Origin of the sequence: Nocardioides yefusunii, assembly GCF_004014875.1 — a bacterium.
Classification (GTDB): Bacteria; Actinomycetota; Actinomycetes; order Propionibacteriales; family Nocardioidaceae; genus Nocardioides; species Nocardioides yefusunii.
The window spans coordinates 29,632-50,922 of sequence record NZ_CP034929.1; the positions used below are offsets into that span (position 1 = coordinate 29,632).

A 21,291-nucleotide genomic window follows, 5' to 3' on the forward strand; every position below is an offset into this window, starting at 1 on the left:
GGATGTTTCACGTCTCACCCTTACTCGACCTGGAGGTAGCATCGGCGCGTCTACCGCTGGCAGGTATCGCTCTTGTCGAGCGTCAACGGCGTGGCCTTTGCTCAGTCCAAGTGGTGCGATCGGGACGCTTCCCTTCGTGGGGAGGGCCATTTACTCATCCTGCCCAAGCGCTGATTCCTGCCTCGACTGCGCGGATCATAGACGCCGATCCGGAACCATCGGCATACTCGAGGTGAGTCGCACCACCAAGATTCTGGATGATGAAATTTGTGGCTGCATGTGTCGCCCTCCGAGTTGCCATAATAACGATGTCAGAATTGCGGGCTAGTTGCTTCAAAGAGTCGTTTCCGACTTTTGCATCCGAAATATCGACTGATGCTTCAGGCCACGCCTTGGAGATAGCCTGTTCGGAGCGGCCCAAGGTTCCACTGTCGAGGCTGTAAAGCAGGATTCGAGGCGTGATTGACTCGCGTGGCAAATCCTGGTCAGCCTGGACAACTGTTCCTGGAACCTGCCAATCAAGGGCTATTTCTAGGTCGCTAGTAACGAAGTCGGCCACGGTTCGCATCGACTCGGGTAGTCGAGTGCGTTGATGGTTGAGGGGTGACAGTAGTGCGGAAACGAAATTGTCGCGCGCCTCGCCTGCAGGCCCGCAAGCCACGGCGTCGGCGATGTCGATGACCCGCACGGCATTGGAGACTGAAACCCAACGGTCGGCGTAGGCGCGGATATCGCCCAGAAGTGCGTTATACGACTGCTCGTTAGGGGAACTGCGGATAACGATTTGCAGTAGTCGACATAGGACGCTGAGGTCGAGTGGTGTGAAGCGTTCGGTGACCAGATACCAGTCGATCAAGGCCCGGGCGGTGCGCGGGGCGGGATGGTCCGCATCGTCGGTGTGGAGCAGGGCCGCCACACCGCTGATCAGGGAGTCCTCGGCAAGGCTGGGCAGATCGTTGATGGCGGCCGCCAATTCGGTGTCTACCCCCCAGGCTGGGGTCCAGGTGCCAATGACGTTCAGGTCGAGTTCAGGCTGCCGCTCCTCGGCTATGGCCGCGACCCAGTCGAGCCATCCCTCGGGGTTGAGTGCGTCGTCCTCTTCGAGTCCCTCGGACATCGACTCCTCGCCGCACTCGGGGAGGTCCGTGGTCACCTGGGTGGGCGTCGGACTGGGGGTCGCCTCGTCGACTTCAAACTCGGCGTCGGTGGCGGACTCGGTGACTTCTTCGAGTATCGGAGCAGGTGCACTGCTGGCACGGATGGCCAGCACGAGTTTGCTGACACGGGCCACGTCCGTGTCGGTGCTTTCAGTGCTCCGGGCGTCGACCAACATCGCGATGTCGATGGGAGAGGAGATGATGGCTTCGCATGCGGCATCGTTGCCCGCGTCTTCGAGGACGGGCAGGACTAGATGACGGGCCCAAGCGCCCAACACCGCTTCACGGACGAGGAAAGGCGGTTCGGAGTAGACGAGAGAGGGGAGAGAAGGGGAGGAGAGCACTTCCTCCTCAAGCCCTAGTTGTGCTAGACGGCGCAGACGCAGGAAGGCGATGTTCTCGTGGGAGATCCCGCCGGCGCTCTCGATTTCGGAGAGGATGCGCGCGGATCCCGCGACTGAGTCCGTGGCCAGATGGAGTTCGAATTCCTTCAACATGCGACCGACTGGCCTGGGAACGCTGGGCACGCGCAGTTCGCGACCGGCGAGGCTCGTGGCCAGACGGCGCAACGCCCAGACCATTCGTCGCTCGGCCTCGGGCGTTGAAGGCTTCAGGACGAAAGTGGTGCCCGGCCCCCGGAAGTCAAGGACAGCCCGGTCCACGGGGTCAGACGGGGTCAGATGCGCGACCCGGCCGTTGAAAGGGACCCACGAGTGCGCCACGGTGGCTTGCAGGAGTAGTCGGACCCGTTCGACGTGTGCAGTGTCATGGGCGATCACGTACCAGACGGAGGGCTTAGCCATGAGTATCTGACGTGGCAGGATCACCGGGCACTCGCCCGGTTTCTCCAGGGCGTCGAGGAACTTCGAGAGGGCCGAAGACATGGCGTGCTGGGGATCAACTCCGGGCCAGATGTTGTTGCCCTCGCCGAAGAACCTGGGGAGGAATTCGTTCGCCGAGATCATGCCTGTCCGATCCATCGTGTCTGCAGTTCGAGTCGTTCTTGAGCCGCCTTGCGTTCGTCGTGCACCACCTGGATCTTCTCCTCGTTGAGTTGAGTGCCGTTGACGGTGAAATTCATCGACCCCTTCATGATCCAGTCGCGTCCGACGATGAGTTTCTCGTGCAGTTCTGCACTCTCGTGGAGGTGCAGGCGGTTAGATGGGATGCGTTCCTGCACCCTCCGGATGAACCACTCGTTGTGCTGCTCGATCCGCAGGGCTAAGTGCAGTGAGGTTCCGCGTGAGGTCACTTCGGCGAGGACCTCGCTGAGCATGAGGGTGGTGCGCGCCGCGCCCCCCAACGCGGCGTCGTACTGGTGGTGCCGGTTGTCAATCACGGGGATATCCGTGATCCATCCGCTCACCAGCCACAGTTCTGGGCTGGGATCGATCATCTCGGCCAACAACAAGGTGGTGAGCAGGTCGGTGACGGCCAGTCCGTTCCGCGGCCGTGTCCGCAGGTCACGGGAAAGGATCATTGCAACTCCTCGGCAAGGGAGACGGACACCTGGACGTGGCCCTTGACCTGGGTCACCCCGGTGACACGTCCATAAACACGGAGGCCGTTTCGGTCGAGAGGTTCGACGGCCACACGGCGCAATGCCCGCGCGACGGAGGTGCGGGCGCGGAATGGGGCCAGCAAGGTGACCCGACCTTCAGCCTCCATGGCATCCACATAGGCCTGGACCCAGTCGTCCGCGGTGACGTCCACCGATGTGCCGGGGTCCCCGATCGCGCTCTCGATGGCCAGTCGGTCGACGAGCACGTTGGTGCGGAACGGGTGCCAGTGTTGGAGGTTCTGGGCACGGGCGGCCTCACCACGCAGCCACAGCATTGAGAACACCATGTCCGAAGTCAGCGACCCCAGGCCTCCGGGCAGGCGGCCGGACTCGATCAGGTGCACCAAGGTGCGCGCATCGATCTCAACGCCCAGACGCTCCTCTTGGTCCATCCACTGTTGTGTGAGGCGCGCGATCGTGGCGTCCACCTGGGGAGAGGAGCCGGGACGTAGGAAACGTGCCGCGATGCTCGACACCAGCAGGTGCGAGGGCGGGCCCTCGTGCAGGGTCCAAGCCTCAACCAGAGCGTCGAGGGACGAGTCCATCTTGCTGATCGTCTCTGCGGCACGGAAGGCGGCTACATGCGGGCGGTATACGGAGTCCGGAGCGGTGAGATCGCGCAGGAGGGTCTGCAGGGACACGTCGACCTCTTCGGCCTCCGTGGGTGCCGTTGCACGTGCGACGGCCTCCCAAAAGGTCCGTGGGTCTTGGACGTATTCGCGGTGCAGGCTCTCGACCAAGCCCAGTCCGCCGATGGAGGTCTCGGTCAGGTGGACCGTGAAGCGGTCAGTCGCGGAATCGACGGAGATGTCGACGGTGAGATCGTTTTCTTGCGCGTCGGGAAGCAAAGCTTCCGCAGCCGTGAGCAGAGCGGCTCCTATGGAGTCGGCGAAGACGCGGTCGAGTAGTTCCTGGGTGACGATCGACGGGTCGCCGGAGGAAAGCAGAGAACCGTGCTTCTCGATCACCCGGCGCACGGTCGTCCGGGAGGCTAGGTCCTTCAAGCCAGTGAGGAGACGTGCCTCTGTGTCACCGTCGATCTCAGCGCGGTAGGAGGCCGCTAAGAACGCCGACATGTCGGTGGCCCAGGCGCCGTTGCTCAGAGTTGCGGCCAACGCCTTGGGGTCGTCGAGGTCGAGGCCGCGGCTCACATGCGCGTGCTTGTAGACCTCCACCAGCCAGATACGCTGGAACGTGTTCGCGATGCCGTCGAGGTCAGGGTCCTCGAGCACCATTTGCTTGAACGCCGCGGTGCGCCAAGCAGGACTGTGCGCATATGTCCGCAGGCCGTCACGGACTTCGATCAGGGAGCCCTTGACCACGATGCCGTCCACTTGGAGTTCGTAGCCCAGGGCGGCGTCCTTGCCTTCGTGCGTGTACTGCACCTCGATGGGGGTACGCGTGTGCTTGAAGCCCTCCTTGATGACCAGTTCACCAGTGGACCCCGTCGTCATGCGTCGCACGGTCAGCGGGCTTCCCGTGACGTGCAGGCCGAAGCCAACAGAGGAGATGAAGGTCGACCACACCGAGGGTCGAGGGACGTCGACGTCGACGAGGGTCGACCTGGTGTACTCGAACAGCGTGTGCCACACCGGCATCGCCTGGGACTGCTGCTGCACCTCGCGTCCCGGCTTCTGCAACGTCAGGGCGTACGGACGGACCACCAGGTACTCCTGGCCGTCGACCTCCCAGGTCCCCAAGGCACGTCCCCGGGCGACGATGTCGGTGAGGGGGAGCAGGTTGCCGGCGGCGGGCAGGGGGAGCCAAGTGGCGTCCAGGGCGTGCTGGTGTCCGTAGCGTCGGCTGAAGCGGCCGGGCACGGCCTCGCGCAGTGCCTGCGCGATCGGCATCCGCTCGGGTTCGTTCCGATTGAACGGGAGGATGAACTCCACGTCGGGGGTGTTGAGGGGTTCGAAGAGAGCCCGCGTCATGAACTCCGGCAACGGGTCGCGGTCGCTGCCGCCGGGGTCGCCGTTGTCACCCATCGGAGTCCAACGTGACTCCAGGCGGCGGAGTGCCGTCGGGACGACGGAGAGCATGAGAGAGCGGGGTTCCTCCCAGAGCAGGGCGCTGACCTCTTCCTCGTCGATTTGGAGTGCCCTCTTGAGGTGCAGGGTCAAGTCGCGTAGGAGGTCCGCGTTGTCCAACACGTCGGTGAGCAGGGTGATGATCTTTGAGGCGTCTGGGGCCTGCTGGCCTGGCTTGAGTTGAGGCGCCCCCAACAGACGACGGGTATCCGTCTTAGTCCGGCGTCGGAGCCAGTCGAGGAGGCTGTGCGTCGCCTGGATCTTGAGGACGAATCGGTTCCCGATCGGCAGGCTGCGGCGCGAGATCTCAGGTTCCAGCAGTTGTTCGTAAGACTGGTAGGCGAGTCGGTCGCGCCCGTAGTCGGACAGCACCACCGCGGTGAGGGGCCGCATCGCGAGACGACGCCCTGCACGACCCCGTCGCTGCAGGAAGGAGGCCATGTCCCGGGGGGCCTTGTGCTGGATGACTGTACCCACGCGAGGATCGTTGAAGCCCACCTCGAGCGAGGAGGTGGCCACGATGACGTCGGCCTGGTTGTCCACGCCGGTATCCTGCGAGCTCGTGCGCGCCACAAGCATCTTCCGGCCCATCCGACCGAGAGCATTCGGCAGGTCCCACGACTGCCCTTCGGCGTAGCGGGCGGATGCTTGCGGGTGCATGGGCGACCGCAGTTGTGCCAGGTTCGTGCCGCGCGCCATGCCGTAGGGGTTGTGGCCCTCGGCGTCCTGCAGGGCGTCGTGCAGACGGTTGATCACGTCGAGGTCATCGGTGAAGGCGAACGTCACCGACCCGAAGAGGCCCGGTTTGTTGTCGAGCATGCGCGACAACAGCATGGTCGTCTGGATCGTGGTGGACAGCAGGGAAGCACCCGAGGTCGGGTCGCCCCGCAGCACCAGTCCGTACTCGCGACTGGCGGGGAGCATGTCCTCTATCGCCGGGGCGATCGCCTCGATACGGGCACGGTCGACCCCGGTGAGCGTGGCCATGAAATCGCCGGCGTTCTTCAACGTTGCGGACAGGCCCACGAAGACAGGCCGGGGAGCGTTGGCGCCCTGCGTGACCTGCATGGCCTGCTGCCAGCGGCGCAGCATCAGGCCAACCTGGGCACCGGAGACGCCCGAGTACGTGTGCACCTCGTCAAGCAGGACGAGGCGTGTTCCGTTGTGCCCGGCCCACCCCAGGACCGTCGCCAGCGACGAGGTGGAATGCTTGCTCAGCATCTCGGTGGTGCTGAACAGGATGTCCGGCGGGTTCTTGCGGATCGAGTCGCGCGTCATCGCGATCGCGCCGGGAGTGGTGGTGGCGCCGCAGGCCGGGCACGTCAGGCGTTCCATGCCCTGTTTCCGGTCAACGGTCGTCCAGATCAGGGGGGACAGACAGTCGTCGTCGAGGCAGGGGAAGTAAGGGCTCTCCCAGCCCTGGGAGACCGCCTTCCAGCCGTAGTGGACCTTGCCATGCTGGGGGTCGTTGGCGTTGTATGGGGTGTTGCCATACAACAGGCCGATGCGTGCGTGCCGCGTGCCCGGGCCGGCCAGGGGGCCGATCCCCTCTGCCACGCGCATCGCCTCACGCGCCTGGTCGCGCAACAGTTCGTTGCGGGGGTACAGGGCCAACGTGTGTGGGCCCGAGCGCTTCGTGGCGTGCGAAGCAGCGATGTCGATCATGGCCGGGAGGTAGAAGGAACGCGTCTTTCCGGAACCAGTGCCGGCGGTGACGATCGCGGCACCGGATTGGCCCGAGGCGAGGTACCCCAGGATTGTCCGGGTGGCGTCGACCTGGAACTGCGCCAACAGGTCGGTGCCCAACATCGACCGGACCACGGCAGCACGTTCGGGGGTCCAGTCCCCGCTTGCTCCCAGAACGTCGAGTACGGCGTCCAGTGGCACGGTGCGTGCGGGGTAGCGGCGCGGTGAGACCCGCAGTCGGTAGTCGGAGACCAGCGAACTGCCCTGGCGCCACCACCCCAAGGCGGGCTCGCTATCTCGCGGCGGGAGCAACTGACGCAGGCTCCGCAACAGGCGCAGTGTCTCGGCCAGTCGGGTCCGGTAGGTCGCGGTGTTCGGGATGCGGTGCAGCAACCCGGTCGCGACGAGCCGGTCGAGACACTCCTGCGCAGAGGGCGGGATCAGCGTCGGGTCACGGTCGAGGTCGGCGTCGAGTTGGGCGCCGATCGCGTCCAGCACGTCCTCCTCGCTGAGGTGACCGTCGACCACTCCCCACGAGAGCAAGTGCATCTCGAGGTCCTCGATGCGCGACAGCAGGTCGGAGTACCCGTTCCAGGGCGTCATGGTCATAGCAGGGTGATCCTGATCCTCTGCGCGGCGTCGAGGTCGTGCTGGAGTACTTCCAACTCCTCGGTGGTGAAGTCGCTGAAGGAGAATCCGGGGGTCGCCTTGATCCGGTCGAACACGTCCTCGGCCGTCATCGGGGAACTCAGGTGGTCACGCAGATCGGCGGCAGTGCCGAGCCAGCTCTTGAACTCCGGGATGAAAGCTTCGGCTGCGGACTTCTTTGCCATGGACTTGAGGTCGTCGACCTTGAGGGTGAAGCGCTGTCCACGCGTCCCGACCACTAGCGACGGGTCCACAGCGAGTTCGGCAATCTGTGTGGCGGCCCACGTCCTCCATGCCTGGTCGGTGAGGGCCTGGACGCTCGTGGTGAGAGTGCTGATGTCCTTGCGCCGACTGGCGAGAAACTGGGGGGTGGGTCTGCTGATGCTCGCCTCCTCTTCCAGTTTGGTCAGCGGGGCCTCCAGACCAGTGACGTCGGGCATCGGGATGCCAGCCGAACGCAGTTTCTGGTGGGTGTGCAGGGCTGAGCGCAGGGGGGAGTACATCGAGGTCAGCTTTTCAAGGGCGGTCTCGAACTGACCTGCCGCCACGACGTCGGCCATGTTCTCCTGCTTGGCACGGGCTTTGGCGCCCAGTTGCTTGGCGCGGTCCCGGAGGCTGAGCGTCTCAGACATGTTCGGCTCCTGCGCCATCGAAGGTCTGCTCCTGCTGGTCGGTGTCGGGCGTGTACTCGTCCACGATCGCGCGAAGGTCGTCGATGGCGACTTGGAGTTTGTCCTCCAGGGTGGTGTCGTCGTCGTCGTTGCCCTTGGCGATCTCGAGGCCGTTGTCCACCCACTTGGCGGACTGCTCCAACATCGCCACCACCCGCGACAGGTCTCCGCCCACCTCGATGCCGATGAGACGGGACGGGTCGCTGCCCTGGGGAAGGCCAGCCACCTGCGTGAGTACCTTCGCGACGTCCGCGACGCTGCGTCCTTCGAAGGCACGCGCCTCCTGGAGTCCGGCCTGGAGTGCCGGCATGTTGGGGTGGATGACCAGACTTGCCTGGCTGGCGACGGTGAACGTGGAGGTCAGGACGTCGAGTGTCTCACTCCAGGTGCTGCCGGCCGGGAGATGAACGTGGGCCCGTTCGACCAGGTCACTCCAGTAGGCAACCTGGGCCGCTGCGGCACGCTTCAGGTCCTTGGACAGGCGCTCTGATTCCTTTGCCCAGGCAGGTAGAACCAACGACTCCGCGGTGGGCGACTTGGCCTGCTTCCACGCCGTGCGCAAAAGAGGTAGGAGGCGTGCGACATCGATGCCGTAGACGGCACCCGTCACTCCCTGGGCGGCACCCACTCTCGCCACGAAGTTCTTGACCACGGCGGGCCGGGTCTTGATGTACGACTGGTGAGCTGCGAGCCAAGCCACCGTACGACTCGGCGCGTCTGCACGCTCAACGTCGAGGTTCGGGGCCCAGAGGACGGCTTCGAGCAGGTCGACGTCCTTGGGGGAGGAAGGCAATTGCCCACAACGGGCAGCTCCGACGAGCAACGAGGTGGCGACGTCGACGATCACGGCGTCGACGGCGTCGTACTCCTTAAGGATCGCCTGCTGTGCGGCCGGGACCGCGGCCGTCACGAGGGCATCCAGACTCGCCAACGCCGACCCGGCGTCCTGGGCATGACCGGCCTCCAGAAGGAGCAACCCGGTGAAGAGTTGGCCCATAACGGCGGAGCGCGGGATGGTCAGCACCGGGGAGGTACCGAGCACGTTTTCGCCCGCATGGGCGATCGAGATGCTGTAAGCGCTGTTCTTGATGGCCTTGTTGATCGTGGCGGAGTCGGGATCCTTGATCAGCGGTGCGAGCCAGACGACCTTGGCGAGCAGGGCCTCGCGCACGATCGAACGTAGATCGCTGGCGATGTTATGCGCCAGCGTCGCCTCACCGGCCGACCACAGGTCGATTGCCTTCAACTTCTTGACCAGTGCAGGCGAATATGGCGACACCCTCTGTGGCGCCGAGCCGATCGGATCTTGGTCGGGAAGAGGGGGAGCGACCGCGTCGTCCGTGCTGATCTCGGCGAAGGACTCCTGGGAGAAGGCACGGAAGAGATCGCTCGGGATCGTTTTCTTGCCCGCGTCGCCCCAGAAGGTCAACAGCGAGATGGCCCGTCCGGCGTCCTTCTCGGGGAGGTCCGCCTCGATCTTGGCCCGCACTCCCAACGGAAGGGTGGGGAGGCCAGAGAGGTTCGAACCGCCGAGGAATTCCGCGGGCGGGAACTGGCCACCCGTGATCTGTCCGGCACCCTCGCGCAAGGCGTCGCGTACGCCCTTGGCTAGGACTCGACGGGGATTGAATGTGCGGGCCCCGTCGGGACGCGAGTCGGCGAGCGTCTGCACGACCCTGCGCACGGCGACCTTGTTGTACGGATAGAGGCCGTGCTCCTCGGAGTCGTGGCCGAACGTAGCATGGCACGGTCCCATGAACGGACACTTGTGACAAGGGTTTGGGATGTTAGGCGCCGCCGCCTCGAGTGCCTCCTTGCCGACTCGGGCAGCGTTCAGGTACCGACCGACGAAGTCGGCGAAGAAGTCCTCGTCCTCTTCCAGGTTGGCGAGGTCCATGTCGACTTGGTAGCGAGGCCCGGAAGCCTCGGCCCGGTAGCGGAAGGTCTCTGGAAGCGTCTCGTTGTAGTAACCGGAGGTCACGGCCATCATCGTGCGCACCGTGGCGTACTTGACCGTGCCCTGGTCCTCGGCCGGTTCGACGATGGCGTCGAGGAGGTCACGACGCACACCTTGGATCAGGGCGACGTCCTCGATCAGCAGGATGATCTCGTCGCCGAGGAGGTTCGCGCGCATCTGCAGGAAGGCCTGCGAGATGTCGCCCACGCTCAGGCCGACCGCTCGTGTCACGGCGACATGCAGGAGTTCGTTGACCATCTCGACCGCAGCGTTCTGCAGGTTCGCATTGGTGGAGACCAGTCTGAAGATCTTCTGTGTCGCAGCCGCCGCGTCGAGAACGCTTGCGAAGTCAACGATGTCGAGTGGGAGTTCCTCGGCCGTGAACTCCAGGGGGATGTCCGCCTCGTCCACGGCACGTCCGTGCAGTGCGTGCCGAGCGCGCCGCTGGACGAATGACCCCTCGCGGCGCAGGTGTTCACGGAAGAGGGGGTCCCGGAAGAAGAGGGCAAGTCCGCTCACTCCGGTGAGAATTCTGGTTGTTCCGGTGACCTCGTGGTTCTCCAACGCCTCGGCCAACGAGTCGAGGATGCGGCCCTCCATCGTCTCTTGGGAGACGCTCGCGCCCAACGTGTCGAGCTTGTTGCGGATCTCGTCGAACTGGGGGCCCTGCTGCCCGACTAGTAGCCGCTCGACCACGTTCTTCAGGCTCGTGTCCGTCTTACGGAGATAGATGATGTGTCGCGGGACGTTGCCGGGAGCCTTGGAAACAAGATTCGCGTGTACCCAGCGCACCAGGTGCGACTTGCCGGTCCCGGACTCACCGACCACGGGAGCGACGAGGATGCCCTTGGTGGGTTCGCGCTCCAAGAACTCCTCGAGCACAGTCTGCTCATCGATGATGGTGGGTCCTGAACCACGGGCGATGGCTTCGTGGCGCGTGATGCGCAAGGGAGCGTGGGTCGCGAGCAACACCTCTGCCGAAGGCGTCGCCGCCTCGGTAGGGATGGTCGAGACGACGTCTGCGATCGTCCAGCACGCGTGATTGGTCTGCAGGGTCATCGACTTCACTTCCTGATCGTGACGGCGGAGACGAGGGGGGTCTCGCCGGCCTTGGCGTACGGAAGGGCCAAGTTGGAAGGGGCGTCGGACTCATACGCGAGGTCTAGTACACCTTGCCGGGCAGCGGCGAGGAGGGCGTGGCCGAGGGCGTGAAGTTCGCGGGGTTCGCCGGTGCCGTCAGGCAGGACGGGCAACTCCCGGCGCAGGAAGTCGAGCAGTTGCGAGATGGGGATCTGCGTGTCACGGGGCAGGGGTTCCCCGAACGGGTGCCAGATCACGTCGACCACGGCTGGGGTGGGGTCCGCCATGATCTTGGTATCAGAGTTGTTCTTGTCCACAAGACTCAGCGCAGGGTGACCGAATCCGAGCGCGTAGCACCACGGGCGGAAGATGTTCCATCGCTCTTTGTTCTTCAAGGTGTTGCGAGTCTCTTCGTCTGTTTTCACCTCAATGTCGGTGCTGTAGTGAAGTGCCTTTGCGGGGGGTTGCTTTAGAAGCCACCGCAGTCCTCGGACGAGAGAGGGAGCCCCTTCATGGTCGGGACCGAAGGTGTCGGCAGGGTGGATGAGGCGGTGGCGCAGGTGACGGATGAACACCGTGTGGTCCTCGACCTGGAGGGCAGTGACCACACCGTCGTCGACGGTGAAGAGGCCCAATTTCTGTAGGGCGGTGAAAGCAGCCCTGACGTGGTGTCCGTTCGAGGGGGCGACATGGTGGTAGGTCTTTGGCAGCACAAGGTCGAGAAGCGACTCCCGGGTGAGGCCGGCATGAGCCGACGCCGCGGAATGCAGCAGCCACATTGCCTGGGGCAGCACCGCACTCGGATTTGGGTTCAGGAGATCCATTACATGCCCTTCAGTAGAGACTTGGCCGAGGCGTAGGTGCCCTCGGAGACGTCACGCAGTAACGAGTCTGGGCGACTGGGGTTGCGCAGGGTCTCGGGCCCTATCAGGTACGTGGGGAGCCCGGTGGAGATGCGCTCCCACACCCTCTTCGGGACTTCATCGGAGTGGACTACGGCCACCAAAGGGCCCGGGTGAAATTCGAGGGGGGAAAAGCCGGGCTCGGGGTCGTCCCACACCACAGGGATGGTCGGGACGTTGCGCTGCAGGCGTTCTGCCGTCTCGAGGTCCACCCGCCACACGTTCAGGCCACGTTCAGCCATGCGGGCGAACAGGTCGTCCAACCTGTCGCCGGGGGCGTACGAGATGAACATCCAACCCTGACCACCTCGCCAGGGCGCCATCCGGTCGGTGGCGGTGCGGGAGGTCGGGAGCGGGGGAGCAGGTTCGGCCGGAGACGTTCCGGGGGACGACGAGGGGTCACGCCGACAGGACGGGCACCCTCGGCAGGCGGCGCTGACGTGGAACCTCGCGCCGTCGAACGTCACAGCGTAGTGCTGGGCGATGGTGCGTCCCACGCAGGTCGTCTGCGCGAGCACCTTCTGCATGGCCACGAGTGACTTCGTCTGTGCCTGCTGGATCTGTTGACGGACCGCGTGGGCCGCCTTCTTCCAGGCCTCCGGTTGCATCAGGGTTCCGTCCTGCAGGACGATGTCGATGGCGTCCGGGGCCTGCTCGTAGTACTCGTCCAGCAGGGCGGAACGCTCCTCGGGGGTGATGCCCTCGGGGATATCCGGTTGCGGTGCCCGCAGCGTGATCGCACCGGCCAGGGTGACGAGCAGCAGGGTGCGCAGGTTCCACGCGTTGTGCTGGTCGTAACCCTCGTTGAGGTGCGCCGGTAAGGATGAACGCTTAATGCGCAGACGCGAGCCGCCCAGCACCGGCGTGGACTGGTTGAGCATCGCCTCCCAGCGCGCCCACCCCAACTCGTCGCCGATCACTTTGATGGAGTTCAGGTTCTCGGCGATGTGCATGTCGTCGGGAGCCTGCGCGAGGTACCCGAGGGTGGGACGACCGTCACGGCCGCCGCGGCCCACCTCCTGGTAGTAGCGGTCGATCGTCTCGGGGACACAGGCGTGAATCACGGTGCGTACATTCGACATGTCGAGTCCGAGACCGAAGGCTGAGGTGCCCACCACGACGTCCAACGTCGTCGCGGTCGGCGTCCCGTCGGGCTTTTCGCCACGCCACCGTTCCATCACTGAACGCCGTTCCTCGTCGGACGACTTGCCGGTGATCGCCGCGACCCGCTGCAGGCCAGTCGCGCGCAGACGGTCGGCCCACTGCTCGGCGTCCTCGACCTTCGTCGTATAGAGGATCAGCGGCCGGGGAAGGAGTGTGACCCCCTTCAGGGCGGCAGCGGTGCGCTCCTCCTCGGAGGGGTGGTTGCTGAAGAAGTAGGACGGTTCGGTCCGGAGTTCGGTGCCCCACACCACGTCCATGGGGCGTTCGGGCTTGGAGAATAGGGACTCGAGGACGTCCACCGAACGCTGGGCGAGTGTGGCGCTGAGGAGCAACGTGGAGGGTTTGAGGTCGTCCGGGGCCGCGTCGTAGGCCGCGTTCAGGACACCCGGAACCATCTGGAACTCGGGACGGAACTCGGTTCCCCACTGATCGACCAGATGGGCCTCGTCCACTACGACCTGCTGGAGCAGTCCCTTCTTGGCAGCGGTGATGACGGCGTCGGAGAGGCCCTGGACGAACGCCTCGGGCGAGGTGTAGACGATGCGCTGGCTGCCGGTTCGGATGGCGGCGCGCAGTTCCTTCTTCGTCTCCGCCGACATCGCACCGATGTAGGCGAAGCGGTGCACCGGACTCAGCACCCGACTCGTCGACCTCTCCAGGTCGATGGTGCGGCGCTCCATGTCGAGGGCCAGGACCACGGTCGGGACGATCACCACGGTCACGCCCGTGTGGGACATCAACATGGTCGTCCACGCAACGGCGGTCTTGCCACGCCCCGTGGGCAAGGCGACCATCAGCGATCCGCCGTCGTTGAGGGCGGCGGCCCGTGCGGCCTGCCGTTGGGGTTCGCCGCGGTAGGCACCGAAGTCGGGGTGGGCCGCCCGCCAGAAGGGGTCGCTGGGAATCTGGTTCGACCAGGTCGGATCGAGGTCCCGGTAGACCTCACGGACCTGCTCCTCGGCTGCCTCCTGCTCCTCCGGCGAGGAGGTCGGAGGGGCCCAGAGTTCGGCGGTGACCCGCAGGCGCGCGTTCGCCAACGACGACACGTCACACCCCGTGTCGCGCCACTGATCAGCCGTGGGCCAGGGGGCTTCGGAGGGCACGACCAAGGACGGCGCGCCGCCGTAGGTGACGCCCTGGATGAGCAACACCTGCCGGACCAGTGCGGTCACGTCAAGCCATCCCGACTCGCCCAGGGTGAGACCGTGCATGGCGTCCAGGGCACGACGACAGACGTCGCTGATCCTGTGGTGTGCCTCGAGGTGCGCAGGAGTGGGCCACGCCTGCAACGCGTTCTGCAGGACGGAGAGGTCGTGCTCAGACATGGTCGGCGTAAGACTCCCTCGAAACGATCACGACCCGTGCGCCGGTCATGCGCACGATGGGGGAGGCGACACCCTCCTGGATCGCCTCTCCGAGGGCGATCTCCAACTCCAGGGCACGAGGATCGGCCACCAGGGTTCCTGCCTGGCTGCGTGCGTTGCTGCGTGCACGCAGCAACTCGGTCTCCAGTGCCACCTGCTGCACGGCGCACTCGGAGGCCTGGCGCACTCCGGAGAGTTGTTCCACGTGAGCGGTGGCGACCTCGAGGGAGGCACGGGACGTGCTCTCCAAGGTGTCCTGGTTGCCGAAGACCGAGTACAGGACGGAGTTGAGTTTGCCCTTGATGCTCTTCACCCCGGTGGATTCGCTGACCGGCTTGTTCAGGTACTCCGCGAACCCCGGGTCCTCGATCGCTGTCGCATGAGTGGCAGGCACCCAGATGCGGTGGCGCTGCGGCGGCAGGGCGGAGTCGGCCCGACGACGCACGATCGAGAGGGCGTCCACGGAGTCGTCGCACAGGGCGAGCGCCTGGGAGACGTCGGCCTCGATCACGAAGTCGAACCCGAAGTAGGGCAGGGGGTCGCTGGGCCCGGTCGGGTTGTACCGCCACAACACGCTCGCCTGACCGCGGTCGTCGACGTCGAGGAGTCGTTCGATCGCGTCCACGAACGGGTTGCCCCGGCGGAACAGGGAACGTCCGGGCTGCACACGCCACCGGTCGAAGTGGCCGGTCGCCGCAGACGGGGGGTGCAGCAACATGCCGAGTTGGCGCTCGTTGAGCAGGGGAGCGGCGTAGGGGTCGCGTCCGAAGGTAACGCTGCCGTCAGGGTTCTCCCGGGCCGCGAGATGGAAGCCCTCGACGCCCTCGAGGAGGGCACGGAATGCTGCCTCGATCTCCTCGTGCCGGTCCTCGTGCGCAGCGATTGAGGTGGCGAGTTCCTGACCCAGACCACCGGCTCCATAGGAGGATTCGAGCGCGTCGAGTTCGTTGATCCGACGACGCTCCTTCGTGAGTTCGTCGACGATGGACTCGCGCATCTGCTCCGCCGCCTCGACGCCCTGGTCCAGCACCGCGGTCCACACCTGCGTTGTCAGGTCATCGACCACTTCCTGCAGGGTCGAGACGGAGGCGTCGAAGATCTCGAAGGCCTTGACCAAGGAGAGCAGCCAGGCGGTGAAGACGCTCTGTGCGTCGTAGTCAGTGACCACGACCTGCTTGGCCGCACCTTCACGACCGTACCGGTCGATGCGACCGATGCGTTGCTCGAGTGCGTTCGGAACGGGGGGGAGACGCAGGTGGAACGCCGCCTGGGCCGCCTGCATGTTGCGGCCAACGTCACCGCTCTCGTCGGCGACCAGGATGCCGCCGGAGCGGATCCACGCCCGTACTGCCTCCTCACGCGCCTCCTCGCTCTGGGAGTTCAGGTGGCTGAGCACCGGGGCACCGGAGTGGCTGGGCAACTCCTCGACCAAGGCCCGGGCGAGCGAGCCGGGGCCGCAGAACACCACACTGCGCAGTCGGGCCGGGGACCGTTGGGCGATGCACTCCGCGATCGCCTGCAGGGCTCCGCTGTCACGTACAGCGCGGAGGTCGTTGAGGATCTGCGCCTCAAAGGGGAGCACCGGAGCGGACTCGAGAGCCGCTAGTTCGTGGGGGAGAAGTGCCGCGGAGGTCGCGTCCTCCGTGCCGAGACGGTGGCCCAACGTGGCGATCAGGTCGTCTACGGGGCCGTTCGAGCGGGAGAACAGCACCTGGAAGACGGGCACGTACTCCTCGGGGGTGACGCCCAGGTCGACCACGGCATCCGCGCACCTCGAGGCCCATCGGGTGATGGCCAGGTTGCACAAGTTCATCTCGTCGTTCTCCTGACGGGACCCGACGGGCCGCTTGCGGCCAGTAAACTCAAAGGGTGTCAGAAGTCCGGCGTCGTCGAGTTGCTGCTGAGCGATCTGGTGGCGCCGGTTGCGGATCACCCGGTGGTGGAGGCGGTAGGTCTCCGAGACGTGGGCTCGAACGGTTGCCACGGCGAACTTGAGGGCCTCGGTGTCGACCGCCTCGGGAGGAGTGCCCTCGGGGCCGAACAGTGCCATCGCGCGGGCCATCGACTCCTTAAGGTGCTCGTCGTCGGGGACGTGCGCGAGGATGTCGTCGAACTGGCTCTGTAGCAGTTCCGGGTACTCCGGGTAGGGCTCCTCGTCGAGGCCGAAGACGCTGCGGGCCAGTGCGTGACGCGACTCCAGCAGGCGCTCGAAGGCGTCGACGTCGTCCCAGGAGAACAAGTCGGGGTCGAGGAGGTGGAGCAGGGCGAGGTGGCTGGTCGTCTCCTTGGCGAACGGGGTGGCCGTGAGCATCAGCAGGCGCGGCGTCGCGTGGGCCAGTTCGACCAGGCGCGCGTAGCGCGGCTCGTCAGGCGTCGTGGTGCGTGAGAGCAGGTGGACCTCGTCGACGACGAGCATGTCGAGGTCGCCAAACTCGTGCCACCGGCCGACCTGGTTGTGGCCCAGGATCGTGACCGGGGACTCGCCGGCATCCGTGGGGAAGTCGTCGACCAGGAACTTGTCTCGCAACTCGGCGCGCCATTGCCCGACGAGGGCGTCGGGGACAAGCACGCCGATACGACGCCCGGGGGAATCCAGCAGGGTCTGGCGCATCACCAAGCCAGCCTGAATGGTCTTACCCATGCCCACTTCGTCTGCGAGCAGGTAGCGCTGGATTGGATCTCGGATGATGCGCAGGGCTGCGTTGATTTGGTGGGCATGGATACGGATGGCTGACGAACCGATGGCGGTAGCAGACCCGGTGGCCGCGCGTTCAGCAGCGAGCAGTCTCCGGACCGGCTCTCGTACGTCCTGGTATCGCGCACTCTCGTTGGCTCCGGATAGCAGAACCTGCAGTGTGTCCTTGGGCGGCTTGTCCCACCGCACGTGCAGTCGGTGTTCGGGCCACTCGGTGTCTACCGCAATGTCGGGAATTCGAATCCTGTAGGAGTCGCCGTCGCCCTCGATGATGCGCCCGGCGCGCCAACGGTTATGGCCGTCCTGCAGGAACACGCGAGTTTGCTTGGTCAGCATGCACCTGCGCAGAGAATCGGCGGGGACCCACTGGGAGTGCGCCACGGGTTCGGCCGGTGATTCGAAGAAGTCAACACGGGCCTTACCATCGTTGAACTCCGCAACGCGACCGATGCTTGGTGCGCCGTCGAACCGGACCAACATTCCGACAGAGATATTCCCGGCCACTTGAACCCCCTGGTGTCGATCCTTGTTGAAGCCTCAATGTAGTCGTTCATCTCGGTTCATGACGGGTGAGGCCCGGAATCATTAGAGGAGGCTTGTTACGTGACGCCTGCGGTCGATCTCCGCAGACGGGGTCAGTGGCCGGGAGGGCGAAAGGAGCGAACTCGTTGTCCCGGAGTCCTACTCAGTTCACGTGCTTGAGGAGATGCTTGGTCAACAGGCGGATGTCGCTGGGCGTGTTCTGGATTCCGTTCCAGCGTCGATCCTGCTCGTCGCCAAAGCCCCAGGTGCCACTGGTCCATGCGCAGTGCGGACGCAGTCGTCGGAGCGAAGCGAGCAGATCAAGAGAGGGCAGATCGTTGGCTTGGACTCCTTCGGTCAGGTGGTCCATCACGAAGCCCAGAGCCTGGATTCCGGCGCCGTGAGTCAGGCGCGATTTGCGAGGTTGGAGTTCCCACTCTCCGGGCCAGACGTGCTGAACAGCGGTCCAGAAGAGGTTGAGATGCAGAACCATCGCTTCGATGTCGCCTGTGCCGTCGACGGGGTTTCGGTACTGGTAGAGAGCGCCGTCGTAGAGGCTGTTTTCGATCATCTTGAGGACACTGTTGTCCTTGATGTAGCCATCCGGAGCGGTGGGGGTGGCGATCCTTCCCGCGAACGGTTCGCCGATCAATGCAGTCCCGAAGTTGAGGCGCGAGAGGACGTCAGCGGGGAGTTGCTTACGGGCGTATGCAGTAGGGAGGTGTCCCTTGGTGTCCGGAAGGAGTTCGTGGATGAGTCCCTTGGGGAGTGGCTTGGTGTTGTTGACCAGAATGAACTGGGATCGCTGCTCCGCCTCCCCGCGAGCAATGAAGCCGACCGCGGCCACGGCGAACTGGTCGACCTCCGCGTCGCGGATGGCTGCGCTGCGTTGCTGTCCGTCCACGAGCCAAGCGGGTCGCTCGGACTCAGGCAGAGACGGATCGATGGGGATGACGAGTTCGCCAGTACGGACGTAGTCCACAGCCATGGAAGTGGTGTGAGCCTCGAAGCGGACGCGATCGTCGAAAGCGAAGACGATGGCGTTAGGAAGCATTGCATTGTCGGACTCGAGGTAGCGGCGGATCGCCCTGATGTGTGTGCGTACCTCAGGACGCTGGTATCCAGCCAACTTCTTTTCGTCGCGGTGCACCCGACTCACGGCGGTGAAGTCATGCACCCTCTTCCCGTCGACACCGAAGGCGTAGATGTACTGCTCGCCCTGCTTGATCTGGAGTGCCGGGAGTCGAAGGTCGTGGCGGTCAGTCATCGATGGACTTTCTCTGAGGGAGGGACAGGGAGTCCATGCGGTCGGCGAGGACGGAGAGATTGTGGAATCCACGACGCTTGTTGCGTTCGGTCCCACGGAAGATGGCGATTTCGATGCCGTGCTTGCGGCATAGGGTGCACGAGCAGTGGAGCCAAGGTGCGGCTGTGAGTGTGCGTTCGTAGGCATCCAAGTAGGACTTCTTGGAACCGCAGATCTGTTCATACGCGCCCAGCACGTCCAAACAACCCCTCACCTCGTTGGGTGCCCCAGTAAAGGCGCGAAGGGCCTTGAGGACAGCCCGTTCGGCCGCGATGGCTTCACTCTGAGAGACGGTCCCGGCCAGGATGGCTCGCTTCAACGTGGGATTACCGTCGACCTGGGGCACACGTAGAGCCACGAAGGAGGTGTTCTCGATGTGGTAGTTCTTACGATCGTCCATGAAGGCTTGCCTGAAGGAAGAGGTGCTGTCGAAGCTTGTGACGCCAAGCGCGGCGAACTCTTCCATCGAATCAATTCGGGTGATCCCAAGCAGATGTAGTTCTGCTGGCTGCCACCCGTCCGGACGGGAGCGCCGATCGTCATCGATCGCCTTGAGGCAGTCGATGATCTGAGCCGTCTTCAGCGGCACCATGCCTCCCAGCGCGATGCGGCGGTATCCCAAGTCCTCCAAGCGGCGCACACTGTCTGCGTAACTCTGGGGACTCCAGCCTTGAGCAGCGCCGACGGGGTCCAGGGAGACTCCTTGATCCTGCGTGGAGTTGATGAATTCTTCGGCGAGCCTCAACGTGAGGGCCCTGCGTTCCTGCCACTCGACCGGGGCGGGGTCGCCCAAGGGGGCGGTTTCGTCGTAGCCGAAGATGACATGGTCAGTGCTGATCCCGGCGTCGAACCCCGATTCGACGTAGAAGTCGAGTGTCTCCGCAACCGTGACTGGCGGGATCTCCTCTTCGACGTAGTTGAAGGCTCCGTTGTCGCCCAAGGTTAGGACGTTGGAGGGCAGGCGGAAGAACCGGTTCACTCCCATCCGCTGAAGACGAGCTCGCTGCGCGCCGGTGTATTTGCCGCCTCCCTTCACGGAGCCATCGACGATGGCCTTGCTGACCAAGATTCCGTGGTAGGGCGCCTTCTCGAGCACCTCGTGGGCATAGAGATCGTCCCGTTGCCGCACACGGTGCGGCGGGTACTCGTCCCGTAGGAAGTCGTAGGCTGGGCTGACGAGGTCTTGGCTATCGGGGAAGTAGAACCTCATCGATGGCCTGCCCGTGCTGCGAGGTAGGAACGAATGAGAGCGTTCGAGAGTGCGCTGATGTGGCGAGGGGTGTTCTGCAAGTCGTTCCATCCGAGTCCGAGGTCTTCCCAGACGCCGTCGGTCCAGCGACAGCACTCCGAGACACGGGCTAATTCTTGCTGGATCTCTGCGCCTGCGTCATTTCCGAGCGGGTCCACGTGCGCCAGTACACGGTCCATCAGGCGTCCCATGGAACGGATTCCTACGCCGCCCATGAGCCTGGACTTGGTGGGAGGCAGTCCCCACGCCTCTGGGAAGGTCTCGCGCACTGCTCCCCAGTAGGCGAACAAGGCACTGCGGATCCCGGCGGTGTCAGTCATGCCTGTGGCGATGTTTCGGTAAGGGAACAGTGCCCCAGAGGGAGACTCGATCGACTCGCGCAAGGCCTCAACGAGACTCGTATCAGTGACGACGGTGGTCTTGCGCTCCTCGCCGGTTGAGGAGGCTCGACGAATGAGGCCATAGAACGGTGAACCTGGATCCTGGTTCAGCATGTCGACCAGAGCTGAGGGCAGTTGCCGGGTGGCCATACGTGGAGAAGGGACTCGCGCGATCTCGGGCAGTAGTTCCGTGACAAGTCCCGCTGGCAGTGGCTGAACCGTGTTGATACGCAGGAACTGCTCACGTTGGAGTTCGAGGTTCTCGGTGACGAAACCGGCTATCGGCACTGGAAGGCGGGTATGCCTGGTGCGGGACAGAGCAAGACTGCGTTGTTGGCCGTCAACAATCCAAGCCGGTCGGAATGTCCCTGACACGCTGTTGAGAGGAATCTCGAGGGTCCCAGAGACCGAAAGGCCATCCGAGGAATTGGGGCCGCGACTCGACTTGAAACGAACCTCGGGGGGAAGGGCCAGAATGAGTCCATTGGGGAAGACGACCTCATCGGAGTCCAGATAGTCCTGGATCTGTTTGACGTGCTTCCGCTTCTCGGGTCGCTGATAGCCGATGAGGCGTCCAGCCTCATCCCGACTCACGCGCGCCACGTCCGCGATGAGATCGACTTCCTCAGCGGCCAGTGCGAACAGGTACAGAGGCACCGTGTCGTTCTGGAGCACTTTGAGTGCGCGACGCTCCAGCCATTGTTCGCTCATGAGCGTGCCCCTGTCGGCTCGAAGAGTGTGTTGAATCGTCGTTGTTCACAGGCGTAGCCCGCGTCCCGAAGGAGTCGAAGTGCTCGAGTCTTGGGGATACCGGGATCGCTGCTTCGCAGCGAACCGATGAAGTCGAGCACGGCACTGTCGGAGAGAGTCATGCGTCCGTGCACCTCAGTTCTGCGCGACACTGCCGCCCACGCGTTCCAGC

The 21,291-nt window shown here is 64.6% G+C and carries 11 protein-coding genes; all 11 read right to left on the bottom strand.

Annotated features, from left to right (window positions below):
* Nucleotides 1–154: 154 nt before the first annotated feature.
* Nucleotides 155–2,122, bottom strand: coding sequence for a hypothetical protein (locus EOV43_RS00140; RefSeq protein ID WP_128219133.1), 1,968 nt, complete (start codon nt 2,120–2,122; stop codon nt 155–157).
* The gene (gene dpdK / locus EOV43_RS00145) at nt 2,119–2,637 is read right to left on the bottom strand and encodes a phospholipase D-like domain-containing protein DpdK (RefSeq protein WP_128219134.1); all 519 of its coding nucleotides are present in this window, start codon (nt 2,635–2,637) and stop codon (nt 2,119–2,121) included. The genes EOV43_RS00140 and dpdK overlap by 4 nt, the downstream gene beginning before the upstream one ends.
* A complete protein-coding gene (dpdJ, locus tag EOV43_RS00150; protein WP_128219135.1) occupies nt 2,634–7,040 on the bottom strand; it encodes a protein DpdJ in 4,407 nt (1,468 codons plus the stop codon). The genes dpdK and dpdJ overlap by 4 nt, the downstream gene beginning before the upstream one ends.
* A complete protein-coding gene (locus EOV43_RS00155) occupies nt 7,037–7,711 on the bottom strand; it encodes a hypothetical protein (RefSeq protein WP_128219136.1) in 675 nt (224 codons plus the stop codon). Before EOV43_RS00155 ends, dpdJ begins: the two co-directional genes overlap by 4 nt.
* The gene (dpdH, locus tag EOV43_RS00160; RefSeq protein WP_277745802.1) at nt 7,704–10,766 is read right to left on the bottom strand and encodes a protein DpdH; all 3,063 of its coding nucleotides are present in this window, start codon (nt 10,764–10,766) and stop codon (nt 7,704–7,706) included. The genes EOV43_RS00155 and dpdH overlap by 8 nt, the downstream gene beginning before the upstream one ends.
* A 5-nt stretch (nt 10,767–10,771) precedes the next feature.
* Nucleotides 10,772–11,611, bottom strand: a complete 840-nt coding sequence (locus tag EOV43_RS00165) for a hypothetical protein (protein ID WP_128219138.1) — start codon at nt 11,609–11,611, stop codon at nt 10,772–10,774.
* The gene (gene dpdF / locus EOV43_RS00170; protein ID WP_128219139.1) at nt 11,611–14,178 is read right to left on the bottom strand and encodes a protein DpdF; all 2,568 of its coding nucleotides are present in this window, start codon (nt 14,176–14,178) and stop codon (nt 11,611–11,613) included. Before dpdF ends, EOV43_RS00165 begins: the two co-directional genes overlap by 1 nt.
* A complete protein-coding gene (gene dpdE, locus EOV43_RS00175; RefSeq protein ID WP_277745798.1) occupies nt 14,171–17,392 on the bottom strand; it encodes a protein DpdE in 3,222 nt (1,073 codons plus the stop codon). The genes dpdF and dpdE overlap by 8 nt, the downstream gene beginning before the upstream one ends.
* Before the next feature lie 205 nt (nt 17,393–17,597).
* The gene (dbpB, locus tag EOV43_RS00180) at nt 17,598–18,701 is read right to left on the bottom strand and encodes a DGQHR domain-containing protein DpdB (RefSeq protein ID WP_128219140.1); all 1,104 of its coding nucleotides are present in this window, start codon (nt 18,699–18,701) and stop codon (nt 17,598–17,600) included.
* Nucleotides 18,694–19,950 carry a tRNA-guanine transglycosylase DpdA gene (gene dpdA, locus EOV43_RS00185; protein WP_128219141.1) on the bottom strand — a complete coding sequence of 419 codons (1,257 nt, stop codon included), beginning with the start codon at nt 19,948–19,950 and terminating at the stop codon, nt 18,694–18,696. The genes dbpB (EOV43_RS00180) and dpdA overlap by 8 nt, the downstream gene beginning before the upstream one ends.
* Nucleotides 19,947–21,080: a DGQHR domain-containing protein DpdB gene (gene dbpB, locus EOV43_RS00190; RefSeq protein ID WP_128219142.1), complete on the bottom strand. Its 1,134-nt coding sequence runs from the start codon at nt 21,078–21,080 to the stop codon at nt 19,947–19,949. The genes dpdA and dbpB (EOV43_RS00190) overlap by 4 nt, the downstream gene beginning before the upstream one ends.
* Nucleotides 21,081–21,291: the final 211 nt, after the last annotated feature.